This window comes from Ruegeria sp. BJ5, from assembly GCF_056537865.1.
Genome location: NZ_JBQFSH010000005.1, coordinates 338,811 through 357,300 on the forward strand (window position 1 = coordinate 338,811; position 18,490 = coordinate 357,300).

The 18,490-nt window shown below is 59.7% G+C and carries 22 protein-coding genes and 1 tRNA gene; 13 read left to right on the top strand and 10 right to left on the bottom strand.

The annotated features are described in order from the left end of the window. Nucleotides 1–39: 39 nt before the first annotated feature. Nucleotides 40–705, bottom strand: a complete 666-nt coding sequence (locus tag ACR0NY_RS17200; protein WP_170342073.1) for a hypothetical protein — start codon at nucleotides 703–705, stop codon at nucleotides 40–42. Between the two features lie 139 nt (nucleotides 706–844). Between ACR0NY_RS17200 and ACR0NY_RS17205 the strand changes: the two genes are divergently transcribed. Together ACR0NY_RS17205 and ACR0NY_RS17210 are read left to right on the top strand one after the other, a co-directional pair. Further along, entirely contained in the window at nucleotides 845–1,165 is a 321-nt protein-coding gene (locus ACR0NY_RS17205; RefSeq protein ID WP_093963400.1) for an antibiotic biosynthesis monooxygenase family protein, read from the top strand. 72 nt (nucleotides 1,166–1,237) lie between these two features. After that, complete coding sequence (locus ACR0NY_RS17210) at nucleotides 1,238–1,645, top strand: universal stress protein (RefSeq protein ID WP_093963399.1); 408 nt, start codon at nucleotides 1,238–1,240, stop codon at nucleotides 1,643–1,645. Here ACR0NY_RS17210 and ACR0NY_RS17215 read toward each other — a convergent pair. Continuing rightward, complete coding sequence (locus ACR0NY_RS17215) at nucleotides 1,630–2,139, bottom strand: HugZ family pyridoxamine 5'-phosphate oxidase (RefSeq protein WP_170369675.1); 510 nt, start codon at nucleotides 2,137–2,139, stop codon at nucleotides 1,630–1,632. The genes ACR0NY_RS17210 and ACR0NY_RS17215 overlap by 16 nt on opposite strands. Before the next feature lie 119 nt (nucleotides 2,140–2,258). Between ACR0NY_RS17215 and ACR0NY_RS17220 the strand changes: the two genes are divergently transcribed. The 4 genes from ACR0NY_RS17220 (at nucleotide 2,259) to ACR0NY_RS17235 (ending at nucleotide 4,097) form a co-directional block, all read left to right on the top strand. Beyond that, nucleotides 2,259–2,651, top strand: a complete 393-nt coding sequence (locus tag ACR0NY_RS17220) for an excalibur calcium-binding domain-containing protein (protein ID WP_254432977.1) — start codon at nucleotides 2,259–2,261, stop codon at nucleotides 2,649–2,651. A 160-nt stretch (nucleotides 2,652–2,811) separates the two neighbouring features. Further along, nucleotides 2,812–3,102 carry a hypothetical protein gene (locus tag ACR0NY_RS17225; RefSeq protein ID WP_170369671.1) on the top strand — a complete coding sequence of 97 codons (291 nt, stop codon included), beginning with the start codon at nucleotides 2,812–2,814 and terminating at the stop codon, nucleotides 3,100–3,102. Nucleotides 3,103–3,129: 27 nt separating this feature from the next. After that, entirely contained in the window at nucleotides 3,130–3,687 is a 558-nt protein-coding gene (locus tag ACR0NY_RS17230; RefSeq protein WP_170369669.1) for a lysozyme, read from the top strand. Between the two features lie 56 nt (nucleotides 3,688–3,743). Beyond that, nucleotides 3,744–4,097, top strand: coding sequence for an MmcQ/YjbR family DNA-binding protein (locus ACR0NY_RS17235; protein ID WP_170369667.1), 354 nt, complete (start codon nucleotides 3,744–3,746; stop codon nucleotides 4,095–4,097). Here ACR0NY_RS17235 and ACR0NY_RS17240 read toward each other — a convergent pair. Continuing rightward, a complete protein-coding gene (locus ACR0NY_RS17240; protein ID WP_170369665.1) occupies nucleotides 4,094–4,801 on the bottom strand; it encodes an ORF6N domain-containing protein in 708 nt (235 codons plus the stop codon). The genes ACR0NY_RS17235 and ACR0NY_RS17240 overlap by 4 nt on opposite strands. Nucleotides 4,802–4,991: 190 nt before the next feature. On the opposite strand from ACR0NY_RS17240, the gene ACR0NY_RS17245 reads away from it, so the two are divergent. Beyond that, the gene (locus ACR0NY_RS17245) at nucleotides 4,992–5,540 is read left to right on the top strand and encodes an NYN domain-containing protein (protein WP_170369663.1); all 549 of its coding nucleotides are present in this window, start codon (nucleotides 4,992–4,994) and stop codon (nucleotides 5,538–5,540) included. A 2-nt stretch (nucleotides 5,541–5,542) separates the two neighbouring features. Here the strand turns inward: ACR0NY_RS17245 and uvrB are convergent, their stop codons facing one another. Beyond that, on the bottom strand, nucleotides 5,543–7,729 hold the full coding sequence (uvrB, locus tag ACR0NY_RS17250; RefSeq protein WP_170369661.1) for an excinuclease ABC subunit UvrB: 2,187 nt from the start codon (nucleotides 7,727–7,729) through the stop codon (nucleotides 5,543–5,545). Nucleotides 7,730–7,889: 160 nt separating this feature from the next. On the opposite strand from uvrB, the gene ACR0NY_RS17255 reads away from it, so the two are divergent. From ACR0NY_RS17255 to ACR0NY_RS17275, 5 genes are all read left to right on the top strand, one after another. After that, nucleotides 7,890–8,201, top strand: a complete 312-nt coding sequence (locus ACR0NY_RS17255; protein ID WP_170369659.1) for an ETC complex I subunit — start codon at nucleotides 7,890–7,892, stop codon at nucleotides 8,199–8,201. Continuing rightward, nucleotides 8,202–8,678 (top strand): GNAT family N-acetyltransferase, encoded by a 477-nt coding sequence (locus ACR0NY_RS17260; RefSeq protein ID WP_170369657.1) that lies wholly within the window; start codon nucleotides 8,202–8,204, stop codon nucleotides 8,676–8,678. Between the two features lie 21 nt (nucleotides 8,679–8,699). Continuing rightward, nucleotides 8,700–8,776 (top strand) — tRNA-Arg (locus tag ACR0NY_RS17265). A 309-nt stretch (nucleotides 8,777–9,085) separates the two neighbouring features. Further along, the gene (locus tag ACR0NY_RS17270) at nucleotides 9,086–10,177 is read left to right on the top strand and encodes an AAA family ATPase (protein WP_170369655.1); all 1,092 of its coding nucleotides are present in this window, start codon (nucleotides 9,086–9,088) and stop codon (nucleotides 10,175–10,177) included. 10 nt (nucleotides 10,178–10,187) lie between these two features. Continuing rightward, the gene (locus tag ACR0NY_RS17275; protein ID WP_170369653.1) at nucleotides 10,188–11,093 is read left to right on the top strand and encodes a metallophosphoesterase; all 906 of its coding nucleotides are present in this window, start codon (nucleotides 10,188–10,190) and stop codon (nucleotides 11,091–11,093) included. A gap of 314 nt (nucleotides 11,094–11,407) precedes the next feature. Here the strand turns inward: ACR0NY_RS17275 and ACR0NY_RS17280 are convergent, their stop codons facing one another. From ACR0NY_RS17280 to ACR0NY_RS17295, 4 genes are all read right to left on the bottom strand, one after another. Continuing rightward, nucleotides 11,408–13,015, bottom strand: a complete 1,608-nt coding sequence (locus ACR0NY_RS17280; protein ID WP_170369651.1) for a HoxN/HupN/NixA family nickel/cobalt transporter — start codon at nucleotides 13,013–13,015, stop codon at nucleotides 11,408–11,410. 16 nt (nucleotides 13,016–13,031) lie between these two features. Further along, nucleotides 13,032–13,178, bottom strand: coding sequence for a hypothetical protein (locus tag ACR0NY_RS17285; protein ID WP_170342046.1), 147 nt, complete (start codon nucleotides 13,176–13,178; stop codon nucleotides 13,032–13,034). Nucleotides 13,179–13,308: 130 nt separating this feature from the next. Further along, nucleotides 13,309–14,703 (bottom strand): metal-dependent hydrolase family protein, encoded by a 1,395-nt coding sequence (locus tag ACR0NY_RS17290; protein WP_217354973.1) that lies wholly within the window; start codon nucleotides 14,701–14,703, stop codon nucleotides 13,309–13,311. Between the two features lie 204 nt (nucleotides 14,704–14,907). Further along, nucleotides 14,908–15,762: a hypothetical protein gene (locus tag ACR0NY_RS17295; RefSeq protein ID WP_170369649.1), complete on the bottom strand. Its 855-nt coding sequence runs from the start codon at nucleotides 15,760–15,762 to the stop codon at nucleotides 14,908–14,910. A 549-nt stretch (nucleotides 15,763–16,311) separates the two neighbouring features. Between ACR0NY_RS17295 and ACR0NY_RS17300 the strand changes: the two genes are divergently transcribed. Continuing rightward, complete coding sequence (locus tag ACR0NY_RS17300) at nucleotides 16,312–17,169, top strand: OST-HTH/LOTUS domain-containing protein (RefSeq protein ID WP_254432976.1); 858 nt, start codon at nucleotides 16,312–16,314, stop codon at nucleotides 17,167–17,169. A 170-nt stretch (nucleotides 17,170–17,339) separates the two neighbouring features. On the opposite strand, the gene ACR0NY_RS17305 is transcribed toward ACR0NY_RS17300, so the two are convergent. Beyond that, nucleotides 17,340–17,981, bottom strand: a complete 642-nt coding sequence (locus ACR0NY_RS17305; RefSeq protein ID WP_217354972.1) for a LysE family translocator — start codon at nucleotides 17,979–17,981, stop codon at nucleotides 17,340–17,342. Continuing rightward, on the bottom strand, nucleotides 17,981–18,424 hold the full coding sequence (locus tag ACR0NY_RS17310; RefSeq protein WP_254432975.1) for an anthrone oxygenase family protein: 444 nt from the start codon (nucleotides 18,422–18,424) through the stop codon (nucleotides 17,981–17,983). Before ACR0NY_RS17310 ends, ACR0NY_RS17305 begins: the two co-directional genes overlap by 1 nt. Between the last annotated feature and the right edge of the window lie 66 nt (nucleotides 18,425–18,490).

Consider the following 18,490-nt stretch of genomic DNA (forward strand, 5'->3'; position numbering starts at 1 on the left):
GGTCGGCCGGTCGCTTTTGGAGCGGCCGGCGCGCTGCATTCAGAACTCGCGCCACAGCGCGAATCTCAGGCCTTGCCCGTCCTCGGCGGCGTTACGCTCGACCCCGATTATCCAGGTGTTTGGGCCGCTTTCGGATCGAAACATCGCCGAGGGCCGCGCGCTCCAATAGAGCGGGCGGCCAGGTACATAGGACGTTTCGATCTGGAGCAGGGGATTGACCCGACGGTGCGACGACAAACCCACTGTCAGGTCCAGTTTGCGGATCAGAGCGTCATGGCTTCGGTATTCCAGCGCGGCATCAGCCGCCAGCCAACCACTGCCATATCGGGCCTGAAATCCTTTGCCCCAAGACAGGGTTGCTTTGTACATCGCCCATGCGCGGGTTTCACGGTGATGCGCGCCGACACCCAACTCGGCCGCCAGCCGCCCACCGTTGGAAAATTCGGCAACCGGTAGGCGCGCAAACACCACGGCATGACCGTAGAGGTCCTGATGCTCTTCCGCGTCCAAACCCAGCGTCAGGTTTGGGCGCATGCCCCATTCCCCATAGAGCGAGGACTTGAAGCGGATGTCCTTCCCGGGCTCGGAAAACGCCGTCAGGGCCAACGAGGTGAACGAGGCGCCTTTTTCACGCAGCCACGCCCCGGCGACGGCCGGAGTCGAAAACACAAGGCTTGCACACAGGAAGGCGATTAGGCGGGCCATTGGCGCAGGATCATCAACCTTGGTTAACGGAAGGTTAGCGCTCGGTTCATTTTTCGGAAACTTTTTCGCGCCAGCTCAACGAAAGGCAGGACGTTTGAAAAACCTGTGCTAGGCTTGGGTCAGACAAGGGAGATGACCGATGCCGAAGATATCAAAAGACGCCAGTGTTCAGACCGTTATCACCACTTTCGAAATGACCCCCGGAACCTGCCAGGACCTGCTGGAAGCGTTGACCGACGCCTATGCGAACTTCATTTCCAAGCAGCCCGGTTTTGTCGCGGCCGGACTGCACGTCAACGATGCCCAGACCCGCATCGCGAACTATTCGCAGTGGGAGCGGCGGGAAGACTTTCTGGCCATGCTGCGAACGCCTGAAATGCGCGAGCGTAACCGCAAGATCAACGAATTGTGCAAAAGCTTCGAGCCGGTGATGTACGACGTGGCCGAAACATTTGACTGATCCTGACCTGAATCAAGGTCAGAAGACTTTGACTACTGCTATCTGAACGCGAAACTCAAGGAGGCGCCAACCATGTATCACAATATTCTTGTCCCGATTTCCTTCGATGCCGAGCGTGACACGTCGGGGCCGCTGAAGCTGGCCAAGTTGTTGGCGACGCCAGATGCCAAAGTGACCCTGTTGCATGTTGTCGAGCATATTCCGGACTACGCAATCTCTTACATGCCGGCCGAATACCTGACCGAGGCGCGGCGCGCGATCCAAGATGAACTGAACATTCTGGCCGCCAAGCTGCCGAACGCCAAGGGCGTTGTGGTCGAGGGCCATTCGGGGCGCACAATCCTGGATTGGGCGGAAACCAACAAACCTGACCTGATCATCATGGCTTCGCACCGACCGGGGATGCAGGATCTGTTGCTCGGCTCGACCGCGACACATGTGGTGCGCCACGCCAGCTGCGCAGTTCACGTCGTTCGCTGATCTGATGGTGGGCAAAGGTCTTCGCGTGTCATCTTCCACGCTTTGCCGAACCCGCCATTGAGAAGCCCATCGACAATCTCAAAACGCACAAAACGGAAATCCGCGAAGTCGACATATAGTCCGGCCTTCGGGCGCTGTGACAAGTAGCGTGCCCGAAGCGCGGTATGCTCCTCGGTCGCCCGTGGAATCGGGCGCGCCGTGCAGTGCAGGGTCAGCCGGGGATGGGTCAGTGGATCACCTTTGTCAGCGGGCTCGCCGATCAGCAACGCGCAGGCCGGATTTGCCTCCAACGCGCGTGAGTGCTCCGCCAGATCCGAGATCAGGGTGAGCGGCCATCCAACACTGTCGGTGGCCAATGCGATGCGGCTGATCGACGGCAGTCCGTTGTCCGCATGCACCACGGCAAGCGCCGCAAAACGGGCCTGCGCAATGAGATCAAGGGCCAGTTCCCGCGCAGTCTCGTCGACCGGGCGAAATGGGTTTCGTGTGTTCACGTGGCGCCCTCGCTGGATTGCGTCATTCCGATGCCTCGGCTTTGCCACATAGTTGGTGTATCGCCAAGCTTATGAAGCTGAAGACAACCGTATACAACGAACCCGCGCAAGATCCGCGCTTGGCACGTCGACAGCGCAAGGCTGATGCCCTGCGCCGACATGCGCTGTCCCCGCTGCGCATTCTGCTGATGGTGCTGGCCCTGCCGCTGACGACGGGGATGATCGCGCTGGGCGTATATCTCCGGACCTCGGATCTGGAGCGGACCGAAGCCGTGATGCACCTTGTGGCGCTGGTTGGTTGCGACGCGGCACGCTCCGTTGGTCTTGGACCGATGCGCGAGGGACAGCTTGGGTACCACAAACGCAACGACCCTGACGGCGACGGGATCGCATGCGAGTCCAGTGTCCGGGCCGCGACGCGGTCGGCTGTGCCGGTCCAGGCACCTGCGTCCACGCAAAGCGCGGCGCCCAAACCCCGGGCTGTCGGAAACGCCAAATTTGTCCGCCCCTGAAGGTCCTTGAAGACGCCTATCTTCATGGTTGAACCTTTTCTCGCACATGATCGCGTTGCCTGTGTCCCTGCGTGATTTGGGCAGGACGTGGTAGGATCATACCGTCCGCTGGCAGTTTGCCGCGGTTCGGGGTCTGGACCCCATGTGAGGGAGGATAACTATGTTTGCACGCGTTACCCAGTTCAAGATGAAGCCCGGCACCCGCGAGGCCGCCACGGCCCGAATGAACGATCTTAAGGATCAGATCATGGGCATGCCCGGTATGCACTGCTTTACGAATGTGATGAACGAGGATGGCAGCGGCTATGTGATCTCGGTCGTCGAAAGCGAGGCGGCATCAAACGCAAACGCCCCCAAGGTTGCCGAGTTGTGGGGCCAGTTTGCCGAGTATCTTGAAGGAGCTCCGACGCCGATGGGGTATGATGTCATCGCCCATTGGGACAAGGGGTGACATCGGCCGCCACTCGGGGATGGCCTGATGCCTTACAAGATCACACCGCGTATTGCCGCCGAGCTTATCTCGCACGAAGCGATCGTGCGCGAGGCCTATCTGGATTCCGTTGATGTCTGGACCTGGAGCGTGGGGGTCACGTCGGCCTCGGGCCACACGGTCTGGCCGCGCTATCTGGACAACCCTCAGACCTTGCGGCGCTGTTTTGAAGTGTATGAGTGGGCTATCCGCACCAACTATCTGCCTGCTGTGGAAACGGCCTTTGCCGGCCACGCCCTGACCGAGGCGCAGTTGGGCGCGGCCTTGTCCTTTCACTACAACACCGGGGCCATAGACCGGGCCGTATGGGTGCGCAGGTGGAAGGCCGGGGATGTGGCCGGCGCTCGACGCGCGATCATGTATTGGCGGCGGCCGCCTGAAATACGCCCCCGACGGCGCAAGGAGCGCGCTCTGTTCTTCGATGGCGTCTGGTCGGGCACGGGCACTGGAACCGAGTACCAGGTGCGAAAACCGTCCTATCGGCCAGACTGGTCCAGCGCGGCGACGGTTCAGATCGGCGACGTTCTGCAAGACCTGTTCGGTTAGGCCCGACAGGTCATGCTTGCTTGCGAAATCCTTGCCGGCCGGTCAGGATCGGCGTCATGACCCGAGACGAATTCAACGCCTTCTGCGCCTCTCTCAAGGCCACAAGCCACGTCGTGCAGTGGGGCAATGCGGATGTATGGAAAGTGGGCGGCAAGGTGTTCGCGATCTGCGGCTGGAACGACGGCAAGGACGCCTTTACCTTCAAGGCCACCGATCTGGCCTATGAGGTGCTGCAAGATCAGGCCGGCATCCGCCCCGCGCCTTATCTGGCCTCGCGCGGCATGAAATGGTTGCAGGTTTACGACGAACGCGGGATGAGCGATGCGTCACTGAGCGACCACATCGTGACGTCCTACGAGATGGTCGTGGCCAAGCTGACGAAAAAGATGCGGGCCGAACTGGGGCTTTAGCCCTTCATTGCCTGCAGCAGTTCGATCAGCCGCTTGCGATCATCGTCATCGGCATAGTCGCCCGCGGCCAACCGTTCAGCGATGCGCAGGCGCAGCCGCTCGTGCTGGGTGCGTACCTCTTCGCCCGCGGTTTCGGCCAGGGTTTTCATGATCGTCGCCACCGCCTGCTGGCGCTTGGTGGTGGGGTTGGCGATGTAATCGACCAGGCTCTGCTGTCCAGAATCGAGGATGTTTTCGGCCAGCGCTCGCAACTGTTCGCCATTCGGCAGCAGCGGGGCGGGGGTGCCTTCGGGCGGCAGGATCTCGGGCGCGCTGCGTGGGGTTTCAGCCAGAGCGTTGGCGCCGTCGACGAAGGCCTCGGTGATCATCCGGGTGATCTTGATCGCGCGCGGGTTCTTGAACAGGGTCGAGGCGATGGCCACGCCGTAATCGGTATAGACCCAAGGGTTGACCCGCCGCCCGCCGCGGCCTTTGGGCTTTGAAATCACATTCCGTGATATCAAATCGGCCACCTCGTCGTCGGTCAGTTGAAAGCGGTAGCCCTCGAACAGGTCCTTGTTGCGCGAGACGGCCTGATTGAAGGCGCTGACGGATTTTCCGTAGAACCGAGCCAGATCCTCGGCCAGCACCACGCGGGTTCCGCGCACCCGGTGAATGGCGCTTTGGACCTCATGCGTGGAGGGCAGGGTGTCGGCGTTCGTCATGGCAATCGTTTGGAATCACAATTTGTGATTTCAACCGTGGAGGAGGGAGGGGTGGGGTGCAAGGGATGAGTGAGGGGCATAAACTAAGGGGCGGACAAAACGCAATAACAGAAATTCTAAAGAAAGGGCTCTTTATGGAAGCAATGTCACCTCTATTGCGGGGTGTGCAAAACTTGCTATCAATCTCTGTATGATTGGGTTTGCTTTCTTGTTAATTTTTTCTTTAGCAGCGGTGTTATTGTCGGTGACGGCTTTCGGTCCGGTCATAACACTTCCAATGTTGGCCGGGGTCGTCGGTTCAGTTCTGGCAATTATACTATTATTTAGAACCAAGCTGCGCAAACAAGCCAATTGGGTCGTGATAGACGGGTCAAATGTTCTGTATTGGAATAACGACAAACCGGACCTGGACTCTGTGAGAATAGTAATTGACGAGCTGATCTCGGAAGGGCTTGAACCTGTAATCTGGTTTGATGCAAATATCGGTTATTTGGTTGCCGGCCGTTACCTAGATCCCGCGAAGCTGTCCAAAGCACTTCGGTTTCCCGCACGTCGTATTTGGGTTGCGCCGAAAGGAACGCCTGCTGATCCGCTGTTGATTGCGGATGCTCAAAAACTGAACGCGCGGATAGTATCAAACGACAGATATAGGGATTGGGAACAGCAGTTCCCGAATATATCTCAGAAGGATGTCTTCGTGCGAGGCAAAATAAAGGACAACCGTGTCGAGTTCAGATAAATTCACCGCTTCCGTCGCTTGACATTACCACCCCGCTGCCCCGGCCTGCCAGCCGTTGACCGTCCGCGCGATTTCACCGCGTCTTCCGAGGCTTTCTCGACCGCCCATTGCCGCGCCATGGGGTCGTCGGCGACGGCCAGATCGACAGCTTCCAGACGCTTGATTTCGTCGCGGATGCGGGCGGCTTCTTCGAATTCCAGGTTCTCGGCCGCTTTGCGCATCTGGTCGCGCAACCCGTCCAGATGAGCCTCGAGATTGGCGCCGTGCATCGGTTTGTCGATGGTGGCGGTGACGCGGTTCATGTCCACGTCGCCGGCATAAAGCCCGGCCAGAACGTCCTCGACATTCTTCTTCACCGTCTCGGGCGTGATGCCGTGTTCCTCGTTATAGGCGATCTGCTTGGCGCGGCGGCGGTTGGTTTCCTCCAGCGCGCGCTCCATGCTGCCGGTGATGCGGTCGGCATACATGATCACGCGGCCCTCGGCGTTGCGGGCGGCGCGACCGATGGTCTGGATCAGCGAAGTTTCCGAGCGCAGGAAGCCCTCTTTGTCCGCGTCCAGAATGGCGACCAGACCGCATTCGGGAATGTCGAGCCCCTCGCGCAGCAGGTTGATGCCCACCAGCACGTCGAAGGCCCCAAGCCGCAGGTCGCGCAGGATCTCGATCCGCTCGATCGTGTCGATGTCGGAATGCATGTAGCGGACCTTGATGCCCTGTTCGTGCATGTATTCGGTCAGGTCCTCGGCCATGCGTTTGGTCAGCGTGGTGACCAGCGTGCGGAACCCCTTGGCCGAGACCTTGCGCACCTCGTCCAACAGGTCGTCGACCTGCATCTCGACGGGGCGGATTTCGACCTCGGGGTCCAGAAGGCCCGTGGGGCGGATCACCTGTTCGGTGAAGACGCCGCCGGTCTGCTCCAGTTCCCACTTGGCCGGGGTGGCGCTGACGAAGACCGACTGCGGGCGCATGGCGTCCCATTCCTCGAACTTCAGCGGGCGGTTGTCCATGCAGGAGGGCAGGCGGAACCCGTGTTCGGCCAGCGTGAACTTGCGCCGGTAGTCGCCGCGATACATGCCGCCGATCTGCGGCACGGACACGTGGGATTCGTCGGCAAAGACGATGGCGTTGTCGGGGATGAATTCGAACAGGGTCGGCGGCGGCTCCCCCGGTGCCCGGCCGGTCAGATAGCGCGAGTAGTTCTCGATCCCGTTGCAGACGCCGGTGGCCTCCAGCATCTCGAGGTCGAAATTGGTGCGCTGTTCCAGCCGCTGCGCTTCCAGCAGTTTGCCCTCGCCCACCAGCTGGTCGAGGCGCTGGCGCAGCTCCTTTTTGATGCCGAGAATCGCCTGCTGCATCGTCGGTTTCGGCGTGACGTAGTGCGAGTTCGCATAGACGCGGATCTGCTCCATCGTGTCGGTGCGCTCGCCGGTCAGGGGGTCAAACTCGGTGATCGCCTCCAGTTCCTCGCCGAAGAACGAGAGTTTCCACGCGCGGTCTTCCAAGTGGGCAGGCCAGATTTCCAGGGAATCGCCCCGCACCCGGAAGCTGCCGCGCTGGAAGGCCTGATCGTTGCGGCGGTATTGCTGGGCCACCAGATCGGCCATCACCTGTCGCTGGTCGTATTCTTCCCCGACCTTCAGATCCTGCGTCATCGCCCCGTAGGTCTCGACCGAGCCGATGCCGTAGATGCACGAGACCGAGGCCACGATGATGACGTCGTCACGCTCGAGCAGCGCCCGGGTGGCCGAGTGGCGCATCCGGTCGATCTGTTCGTTGATCTGCGATTCCTTCTCGATATAGGTGTCGCTGCGCGGCACATAGGCTTCGGGCTGGTAGTAGTCGTAGTACGAGACGAAATACTCGACCGCGTTGTCCGGGAAGAAGCCTTTGAACTCGCCGTAAAGCTGGGCCGCCAGCGTCTTGTTGGGGGCCAGGATGATGGCGGGGCGCTGGGTTTCCTCGATCACCTTGGCCATGGTGAAGGTCTTGCCGGTGCCCGTGGCACCCAGCAGCACCTGATCGCGCTCGCCGTCCAGGACACCGGCGGCGAGTTCCTTGATGGCCGTTGGCTGATCCCCGGCCGGCGCAAACTCCGTATGCATGACGAACCGCTTGCCGCCCTCGAGCTTCAGGCGGGCGCGGACATCGTCGACGGTCAGCTGGGTTTTGTCAGAATGTGCATAGGGCATCGGCAGGCTCCGCTTGGGCTTCTTACATTTGTTCTTATTTTGTCCGCATGCAACCCCTGCAGCGCCGGTCATTTGCATGGCCCTGCGGCATTTGCAATCTTGTCCCCGCCCGCACTCTGACGCATAAACGGTCGCGACCAACCGAGTATGGAGAGGCGACATGCGCGCACGGATTTACCAGCCTGCAAGAAATGCGATGACGTCGGGTATGGCCAAGACCCGCAAATGGGTTTTGGAATTCGCGCCTGCGTCGGCGCGCGAGGTTGATCCGCTGATGGGCTGGACATCGTCTTCTGACATGCAATCCCAGGTTCGCCTGAAGTTCGACACCAAGGAAGAAGCGTTGGACTATGCCAAGGATCATGGCATCGAAGTTCTGGTCAGCGAACCGCACAAGCGCAAACCCAACCTGCGCCAGCGCGGGTATGGCGAGAATTTTGCAACAGACCGCCGCGGTCCCTGGACCCACTGAATGATTGACATCCGCGAAGCGGATCCGACTTCGGCTGCCCTGCGGCCGGTGGTCGAGGCGCATTTCGCGCACAGCGAAACCGCGGGACCCGCCGAAAGCAATCACACAATGGATGCCGAGGCGCTTTCTGGGCCGGATATTCGGTTCTGGGCCCTGTTCGACGACGACGAGCTTGTGGGGTGCGGCGCATTGAAGGCTTTGCCGGACGGGACGGCCGAGGTGAAGTCGGTCCATATCCTGGCCAAGGCGCGCGGGCGCGGTTTGGCGCGGACGATGATGAACCACCTGGCCGAATGCGCACGCGCCGACGGAATATCTGCTCTGGTTCTGGAAACCGGCGCGGCCCATCTGGCCGAGTACGACGCCGCACGCAAACTCTATGAAGCGTTGGGATACAGCTATTGCGGTCCGATCTTTGGGTATCACGACGATCCCAACAGCGCGTTCATGCGCTTGGCTCTTGAACCCCGGCTCTAAACCGATCAAGAAGGGCCCAGCGGTCCCGTAGCTCAACTGGATAGAGCAGCTGACTTCTAATCAGCAGGTTGAGGGTTCGAGTCCTTCCGGGATCGCCAGTTCCTGATCCTAGTTGACGTTTGACATCCAAAGTCCGTTTTTGCGACAAAAAACGGTTTTTTGAATTGCCCCCGAATCTACCTTCCTTTTAGCGCAGTTCTTTCAACAACTTGTGTGTCGTGCATCGGTTCGTTCATTCCGGCCGGGTTCGATGGCGCAACCCAACCAGGATGCGTTGACACACAGCACGTTAGTTGTTCCCTAATCGTTCCACAGGTTCCGGAACCTTTCATACCCATCAGCCCGCCCGCCCCGGCGGTGTGGACACCAGCGCGGCAAGCCCTGTCGCGCCTCGAAAGGATTCTGCGATGCCCCGTGCCACGACCACGATTCCATTTCACGCGCTGCGTTTCGAAGACGACCTGCCGACGCTGCACGAGGTCGAGCGGCGCCTGAAGACATTTCTGCGCGGCCTCCGCAGGCAACGCCAGGCGGCGCAGACCGGTGACGATGAAGGCGGCCGCGACAAGATGGATCAGTTTTTCGACTATCTGAATGAGGCCGAGCGGCGGAAGATCCGGCGTCGCGCGCACCGGTACGTGCAGCGGCTGGACGCCCTGTCTGATCTCAGCGAGGAGAACCGTGCGAAGCTGACGCCCATTCGTGGCGGACTGCCGGTTACCCGCGTCACCTCCGAACACGAGGCGGACGAGATCGCCGCCGCGCTCCACGCCGAGATGCCCTGGATAGCGCCCGCCACCGAAGCCGTCTGGCACGGGCTGCGGGCCTCGGCACGCGAAGGCCTGCCCGGTGTCCGGTTCACCCCGCTCGTCCTGATCGGCCCGCCCGGCGTCGGCAAGAGTTTCTGGGCCCGGCGACTGGCCCACCATCTGGAGGTGCCCGGGACAAAGATTGACGCAACGGGCGAGCCGGCGTCGTTCGCGCTCACCGGATCCCAGCGCGGCTGGGGCAGCGCCCATGCGGGCAAGCTGGTCAACACGGTCCTGACCCACCGGCATGGCGGGCCGCTGGTGATCATCGACGAGATCGAGAAGGCCGACGAGGTCCGCTCCAACAAAGGCACGCGGCACACGCTGACGGATGCGCTACTGCCGCTGCTGGAGCGGATGACGGCGGCGACCTGGGAATGCCCGTTCTTCCAGGTCAAGATGGACATGTCCTGGGTCAACTGGGTGATGACGGCGAACAGCCGGCAGGGCCTGCCGGAACCATTCCAGAGCCGCTGCGTGGTGCTGGACTTGCCGGATCTGACCACGGGGCAGTTGAGGGACTTCGCCATGAACGAAGCCGCCCGGCGGCGACTTCCCGCGCCTGCTGTCGACGCCCTCGCCGCCATCTTCGAGACCGGCGCATTGTCCCACCGCCGCCTGAGCCTGCGCACCGTCGCCCGGATGCTCGACCGCGCCGAGGCGCTGGCGAAGCACCCCGTGCTGCACTGAGGCGACCGCCGTGACCCATGTGACCATTCCGTATCAGACCGGTACCCTTGTGGTTCTTGGTGATCTGCATTTCGACGGCTATCAGCGCCATGGGCTCGATCCGATCAAGACCTGGGGGCTCGAGGACATCGTTTGGGAGGCCGATGCGCTCATCCTCGCGGGCGACCTGACCAATGGCCCTGCGCGAAACTGGGCCGATGTGTTTCAGTACCTCTCCACCTTCTTTCCGCCGCAGCAGATCTATGCGCTGCCCGGCAACCACGACTGCTACCACGGCTGCTTTGACGACGATCCGTACCTGGCGGATGCGGCTCGAAAGGCCGGGGCGCAGTTCGTTCAGAAACAGGTTCTGCAGCATGGCCACACGCGCCTGCTCTGCTGCACGCTCTGGACCGACTTTGCCCTGTCGCAGAATCGGCCGGGCGCGATGCGGATGGCCCGGCGGGTGATGCGCGACTACGATCTGATCACGGCGCCGGAGGATCCGCAGCTGTTCCTTGCCAAGGACGGAACCATCCGCCCGCCCCGGCGGATCCGGCCCATCGACACCCTGAACGCCCATCTTGACCACCGCGCCTGGCTCGAGAGTGCTCTTGGTGAACCGCACCCCGCGGGTGCCGCCGGGTGCACCGTTGTCGTCACCCATCACGGTCCGCACCCGGCCGTCGCAGGCAGGATCGATGGTCTGACGGCCAGTTTCCATTCCGACCTGAGCGACCTGTTGAAACGTTTCCGGCCAGAGGCCTGGTTCTTCGGCCATTCGCACCGCAGGCTCCGCGGGCACGTCCACGGCACGGACATTCGCAACGTTTCGATCGGATATGCCGGGGAGTTGATGGATGAACCCATCTCCTATCTGCGTGAGGCGTGCGTCTGGGAGAGTTCTCCTGCGAAGAGTCTGGGGCAGGAATCATGAGAAGTACATCCGGGTCGCGGCCGCATAGCCGCCCCCGCGCAGCGGTGCTCGATCTGAGGTCGCCCGCGCCCCTGAACTATCCATTCCCGATGCCGAAGGAACCGCAGGTTCGCGGAAACCCGGAGTATGACTTCGAAGGCATAGATCCAGCCCGAATATGGATGGGCACCGGAACGGGCGGAAAGTGTGAATTCGCGGCCGTGCAGCGTGTAACAGAGGAGATCGCAAAAGGGGACCTTCATTCCCGCGACCTGTGGCCCGTCCTGCCCAGAGATAGTGCGTACAAGGCACACCCAGAAAGGCCTTCTCGGCTTTCAATCCCTAAGAGCCGACAAAGTCTTTTCTTGTAGTTTCTCCGCCGGGCCAATCTGGGATGCGAGCGGTTGAACGGGCGCACTCCATGATGTGACGAACAAAAGTACTCCGACCACGGTCACACAGGTCGCACCGGCGACTTGGGCAACGCTTTCAAAGCGTTGGTGGGTGGCTGCATTCGCACCGATCCGCTGCGCAACCTTCGCGCGCCCCCAGATGGCCGCGACGCCGATCAGAGACATAGAGATCGCCATGCCCAGCGAAATCGCGGCCACCATGGCGATCGCAGGCAATACAAGGTCATTTGCAAACCCGAACAGCATTACGATCAGCGCGCCGGTACAAGGCACAATGCCCACTGCAGTAGCAAGCCATCCGTCGGATCGGCTGGACGATTTTTCGGCAATTGCGCAGGCAGCGCAGCCGCTGTGGGTATTGTGGTCATGCGGGTGCGTGTGATGCGGACCGTGTTCATGGGTCGCCGAGGCCGTTCTTCGGAGGTCATGAATTGTCCGAAGGCTTTTCCAAAGCATCAAAAGGCCAATTGCAATGATCAGCGCATAGCTGCCCAGCCGGATGAGCCTGTAATCGGAGGGTGCCCCGCCGGTGGTTTGCCGGATCGCAAGGTCGAGCAGGAATACAGCCGCAACGGCCGAAAACACGTGTACGATGGCGATGCGAACCCCCATCCCAACACCGCGGCGCAGGTTACCCCCTTCACCGACGAAATAGGAAATCACGACGGCCTTGCCGTGCCCCGGCCCAAGCGTGTGCAGGACCCCATAAAGAAACGCGACAAGAAGAGCGAACGCTACCGTCGCCAGCGACTTGCCCTGATCCATCGACGTCATTGATGTTGTGAAGAGATTGCTGATCCAGACCTGAGTTCGCGCAACGATATTTCCCTGAACAGGCGCAGCGGCGGACGCCTTGATTTCACCCGGTACGCCCCAAATCTGTGCCTCTTTCAATGAGTAGGATGCTTCGACCATCCTCTGCCCATCGACGAGGAATAGATTGCTGACAGACGGTTCATGTTCCAGAACGCCGCGCAGCCGAATTGCGTGAAACGCTTCGTCTATTTCGATGCCTTCAGGCACATCGACACGGACCATCTGGTTGGGCGGCGGCGGCGGCGTGTGAATGCAGGCCCCCACCCACGGCACCAGCAAAAAACTGAATACGCGCCCTTTATCCCCGCGCAGCGGCAGGACGTATCCATCAAGCGAAACTTCGCGCCCGAGATACTGCCCGGTTACGCCGGTCGCCTCTTCGCGCCGTTTCTCCATCACCACAAGGCGCTGGGTCAAAAGCTCGTCCGCGTCATAGCCTTGGTCGCGCAGCCGCACACGGGCCTCCTGTGCCCGCTGGCCGAGTTCGGCGTCATCCACGCGGCGCGCGGCATCCAGGATCGTTCGCAGGTCATCCTTCTGCTTGTAGGACATCTCGAGGAACGGATCGTCATAAGGCGCCGTTGACGGCGCCAGATCATGCCAATCTACATGCGGGGGCTCATTGGCCAGCGCGGCCGAAGGGTGCAGCCCCAGCGCAAGCAATAGCAAAAGCACCATATGCCTGAAAAAGGTGATGACTTGTTGCGCGTCCATAGCAGGCCTTTCCATGTCACACCGCGTTCTTGAAGTTGACGCTGCCCATCATGATCAGATCAATGTTTCCCCACGGGTTGGCGGCCAGCCTCAAATCCTCGAGAGGGTTGACGACAACCATGATCAGGTCTCCGTCGGTTACGAAACTGGTGATGTCGATCATCTTCGCGGACAACCCGTCATGGACATTTGCGTGTATTATGATGATTGGACCGGGGGGCGTCCCGCGCCCCCGCGACCGAAGCCGCGAGGACGAAAGCAAAGGTAGTCAGCGTTCGGCCACGCATGACCGGTCACTCCATGTCGAACTTGTAGATGGTGCCGTCCTTCATGATCATGCCGAAGTTCGCCTTGGCATCGCTGATCAGTTGCAGATCCTCCAGAGGATTGCCGTTGACGAGGATCATGTCCGCATAGGCGCCTTCCTCGATCACGCCGAGCGGGCCGAGCGGATAAGGGGTCACTTTTTGCGACATCTTCAGCAGTTCGGCATTGTCGCAAGTTGCCATTTTCAGCGTTTCATACGGCGTGAACCAACGTTCCATCTTGGCCAGCACCGCGCCCTGGCGTTTCGCGAGGTCCGCGCTGAACAGCGTATCGGTGCCGAAGGCGATCTTCATACCCAGTTCCTTGGCGGTCTTGTAGACGAAGTCGGTGCCATCGGTGACAAACTTGTACTTGGCCTTCTGGAACTCGTTCAGAGCCGGTGCGTCTTCATCATCCATGAACGGCTGCATGCTGAGCCAGACATCCTTGTCCTTCATCATCTGCAGGGTCTCACGGGTGGCCATGTGGCCGTGTTCGACGCTACGCGCGCCATTCTCGACTGAGTGCCGAACCGCTTCATCATTGATCGCATGGGTCGTCACATAGGTGCCCCAGGCTTCGGTCGCCTCGACGGCGGCCTGGAATTCCTCGTCGGTGAACTGGATGACATGGATCGGGTCATAGGACGATGTCACGCCGCCACCCGCCATTAATTTGATATGGGTAGCCCCCTGCATCAGGTTTTCCCTGACGCGCTTCAGAACCGCCGGAACGCCATCCGCGAGATAGAACATGTTGCCTTCTTCGAAAGAGTGCAACTCACCCAGCGGAGTTGGCACGTCCCGGGTGATGCGGAAATCCTGGTGGCCGGCGGTGATTGACAAGGCTGGCCCTGATGGAAAGACCCGCGGCCCGTCGATCAGCCCCTCGTTCGTTGCACGTGCGATGTCGAACATCGGTCCGGCCACGTCACGCACTGTTGTGAACCCGCGCGACAGCGCGTTGTTCTGGGCCTTGGCGGCCAGAAGGTTCCAGTAGCCCTCGCCCGTCAGGGCCAGTTGCGCGATCGTCGCCTCGGCAAAGACCCCATGCCAGTGGTTGTCGATGAGACCCGGGATGAGCGTATAGCCCTCGGCATCGATCTCGAAAGCGCCTTCGGGTGCCTCAAGATCGGAACCAATGGCGGAGATCAACTGACCGGAAACCAGAACGTCAACATCCGCGAGTTCTTCGTCACACCCGTTGAAGACCTGTGCGCCCCTGATCAGGACATTGTCGAATTTCATCTTTACGTTGGTGGTTTCAATTTCACCGACGACACCGGCCGGGACGACCTCATGGTTGGCCTCATGCGCCAGAACGCTGACCGGAGTCGCGGCGAGCGTCGTGCAGAGCAGATAGGTGAGTGTTCTGTTGGTCATGATGTACATCCTCATTTTCAAGCGATGAATGAATTTGGTTTTGGTCGCGCAAACCTGTTTTTTGGGTGCGCAGCCTGGGTTTTCAAAAATTGCGGATCGCGGTGAGTGGACCCGCTGGGTTTTCTTGTGCTCCCGCGGCACTGAAATGTTCAGTCACATGAGGGCGTGAACAGACCCAAGAAGTCAACAGCGACATCGCCCGCATCAGAAGTTCAGCACCTTGTATCCAACCTGGACAGACCACTCTGCCGGCCTGTCGCCGCCAAACAGAATGCCAGGCTTGATGAACACTTGACCGTCACCGCCAAATGCCTTGCCCGTCAGCATGCCCGCGGTCACCTGTAGGCTGCCGAACGTCGCGTCCGTTTCCCAATCGTGGATGATGGCCGGATCGAAGGTCAGGTAGAAACGCGGATTTTTCAGCTTGGGAACATAGTAGAAGTCGATCGTGGTCGTGTTCACATTCTGACCTTGATCATTTCCGCCCTCCAGTCCGAATGTCTGAACCCAGGCCGGGGCGAAAATTGCTCCGTTGTTGAGAAACCACGCGTAGAAGGCCGAGGTTTCACCGGCAAATTGACCATAGCCGGCGGCTTCGGTTTCTGCTGTGTCCAGAAACAGTTCAAAAGTGAAAGCGGCCCCGTTTTTCTCGGTAAGGTAAAAAACGTCAATGTAGGTAACGCTGATGTCGCCCAGCGTGAATTCAACCCCTGGCTTTCCGCCGAAGATGGGGTTTGCGTTGAACGGGCTGTCCGATCCGGGCACGGTGATCCGGAAGGCCCGTTTCCCACCCTCACCAAAAGGCTGCGTATAGAAGGCCTCGAACAGACCGGTGTTCAGGTCGGAATTGATCTGGTTGAACTGATACTGAAGCCCAAACTGCGTCGTGAGCAGCGTTGGATTTGTTCCGTTGTTGATCTCGCTGAGGTCTTCCTGAGCTTTGGCAGGTGGTGCAATGGTGGCTGCAAAGAGAGCTACCATTGCAGGTAATCTGCGCAGCTTCGGTGCAAGCGATGTGCCCGAGGCTCGATACAAGGATTTGATTTCGACGGTGTCCACTCGGCTGTTCCGCATCTCGAGTTGGTTCTGATCTCGTCAGCCTTTCGACACGCGCTGACACTCTCGCATGAGACAAGCCCAGATTTCGAATTGCAACCTGAAAAAATTTTCATACACCATGAGGGATCATGAGGGATGATGTGCTACCCAACGCGTCCTCGACCGTTGTCAGATTTTCTGCCGATCTGGCCGGAGGTTTCTGTTCCATTGATCTATGCTGCCAGTTCGGCCACAATACTCAAGTCCGTTTCGACGACCTTGGCTGTGAGAATGGTCCTATTGATGGGTTTTAATTGGACACGGCTATCCAAAGCCGGCCTTCACCCATAGCCGGGCACCGGCGGTTGGGTCCGCACTGTGTAATTCGCCAATCCGCAGATTTAGCCGTAGCAGCGAATATCAGGTTCGGCGGGCCGCACCGCAGCATGCCGTGCTACGAGTGAACGGCAGGTCTGGGCCGAAACCTTCTAAACGCCTTTCATGCCGGGCAAGACATTCTGCAACATTGCGATATAGTTGCGCTCAACTTAAACGAACTAGGATAGTGCCTTGACGTCATTGAATGACGAAGACTTGCCTCAGCTACAGCAAGAAGTTCAGCGATTGCTGGGGCGGTGTATGTTGTGGCTGCAGCAGTATGAGCGGCTGATCAAGATCTTGGTCGCGCATCATAGCCTCTCAGGACCGATTCATGACTTGGAGCGGGTTCGCACTGCACGAATTGACGGCACGGCCCGCAAGACACTCGGCTCCTTAGTTAGCGAGCTCATCGGATCGTATGTTGTGCCAGATGAAATCAAGCCGACTGAAGACGCGATGACCGACACGCCTGAGGCCCCTGTGTCGTTCGCCATGTATATGACGGTTCGCTATCCGTTTACAGACTTCGCGCGATTAGAGCGTGAACTGAGGGAAATGGTCGATCTGAGGAACAATCTTGTTCATCATTTCATAGACCAACACGACATCGGGAGCTCAGATGGATGCCGTGGAGCGCAAGATGCCTTGGTGGCGGCCTACAGTAGCATCGACAGGCACCTCACACAGCTTCGGGAATGGGTTGAAGATATGGAAAAGCTACGCTTGGCGGCGGCGGAAGTCATGCAGACCCAAGCCTTCAGAGACTGTTTCATCAATGGTATTTCTTCCGACGGATCCGTAAACTGGTGTGCCTCGGGCATAGTAAATGCTTTGCGAGAGGCATTCCAGGAATTGGCTGGAGATGGATGGGCCTCGCTGGCAGAGGCTGTGAAATGGATCACCGTACGGCATCCCCAGCAACTGCCTTCCAAGTATGGATGCAAGAGTTGGCGGCAGGTTGTGCATGAGGCACCGGCCTTGGAACTCCGGTATTTTGTGGTCGACGGAGAACGCTCTGCCTTCTATCGGCCAAACACAAATCCATAGAAATTACGTTGAAACATGCGCCTCGAATGAACGGCATGCCTCACTCCATGGCAGTTTGCGATTAGCCGCACGGCAGCATGCCGTGCTACGAGTGAACGGCAGGTCTGGGCCGGGCTCCACCGTTGCCAAACAGCGCATGACTGCAGGTCATGCGAGAAATCGTGAAGTAGTCACTCATTGCTGCGCCGCACAAATGTCAGGGCACAACCCAGGGTGATGAGCAACCCTCCACAGGTCCGGTCGATCCAGCGCGCGCCCCGGTGGCTCAGAAATTGCATCGCCTTTGCCCCAAGACCGGCATAGGCCGCCATAGTGGCCACGTCGACCGCGATGAAGACGAGAGCGAGCAGGGCGTATTGCGCCAGAAGCGGTTCGGACGGGTCAAGGAACTGCGGCAGGAACGCAGTGAAAAACAGGTAGCCTTTGGGGTTCGTAACGGCGACCAGAAAGCTCTTGCGGAACAGTGTCAGTCTGCGCCCGGTTACGCCCGAGATTTGTCTATTCGAGTGCGCCGGAAAAGATCCCAACTCCCCCGAGGACCGCAACATCTGAACGCCGAGCCACATAAGATAGCCGACGCCAATCATTTTCACGACGGTGAACAGAACCGCGGATGTGGCTAGTATCGCGCCCAACCCCAGACCAGCCGCGGCGATCAGAACACCGTCGGAGAGTGCGGCGCCCGCGATCCCATAGCCCGCGGACACAAGGCCGTAGCGAGACCCGTTGGACAGGGCCAGCAAAACCGTCGGTCCGGGTGTCATCACGACGACCAAGGCCAACAGGGCGAATGTCACAATCGAAATTTCCATCAGGTCGTCTCCGGTTTCAGGGCATGAATTGCGAGGCCGGTCAGGATCAGGGCCAGTCCGCTGACAAGGGTTCGGGTCGTATTCCAGATCTGCCACGGCGCGGAATAGTCCTTCCAGATTTGGGCGGCGTCCGCCCTGTCCGTCGGTACCGGCACTGTTGCAAGGGCCTCATTCATCGGCACGTTGATCAAAACCGTGACCAGAAATGCCCCGATGAAATACGCGACAGCCCCTGCCGCGAAGAGAGCGGCTGACCTCGTCCTTTCCTGTCGGACCGCGACAAACGCGGTCAGCATCAGCATGACCGGTGTCAGAAAGAAGGCCGGGAAGAACACCGGATTCCGAACAGAGGCGTTCATCGCCTGGATTGCCGTGATTGCGATTCGGGGGTCGGTCGCATCGAGGCCCACATGGTCGAGCAGACCCAAGCATAGAACAAGCATAGAAGAAGCCGAAAACAGCGCCGATGTTCAAAAGGGAGAGCATCGAGATCGGCACGAGTAGTCGGG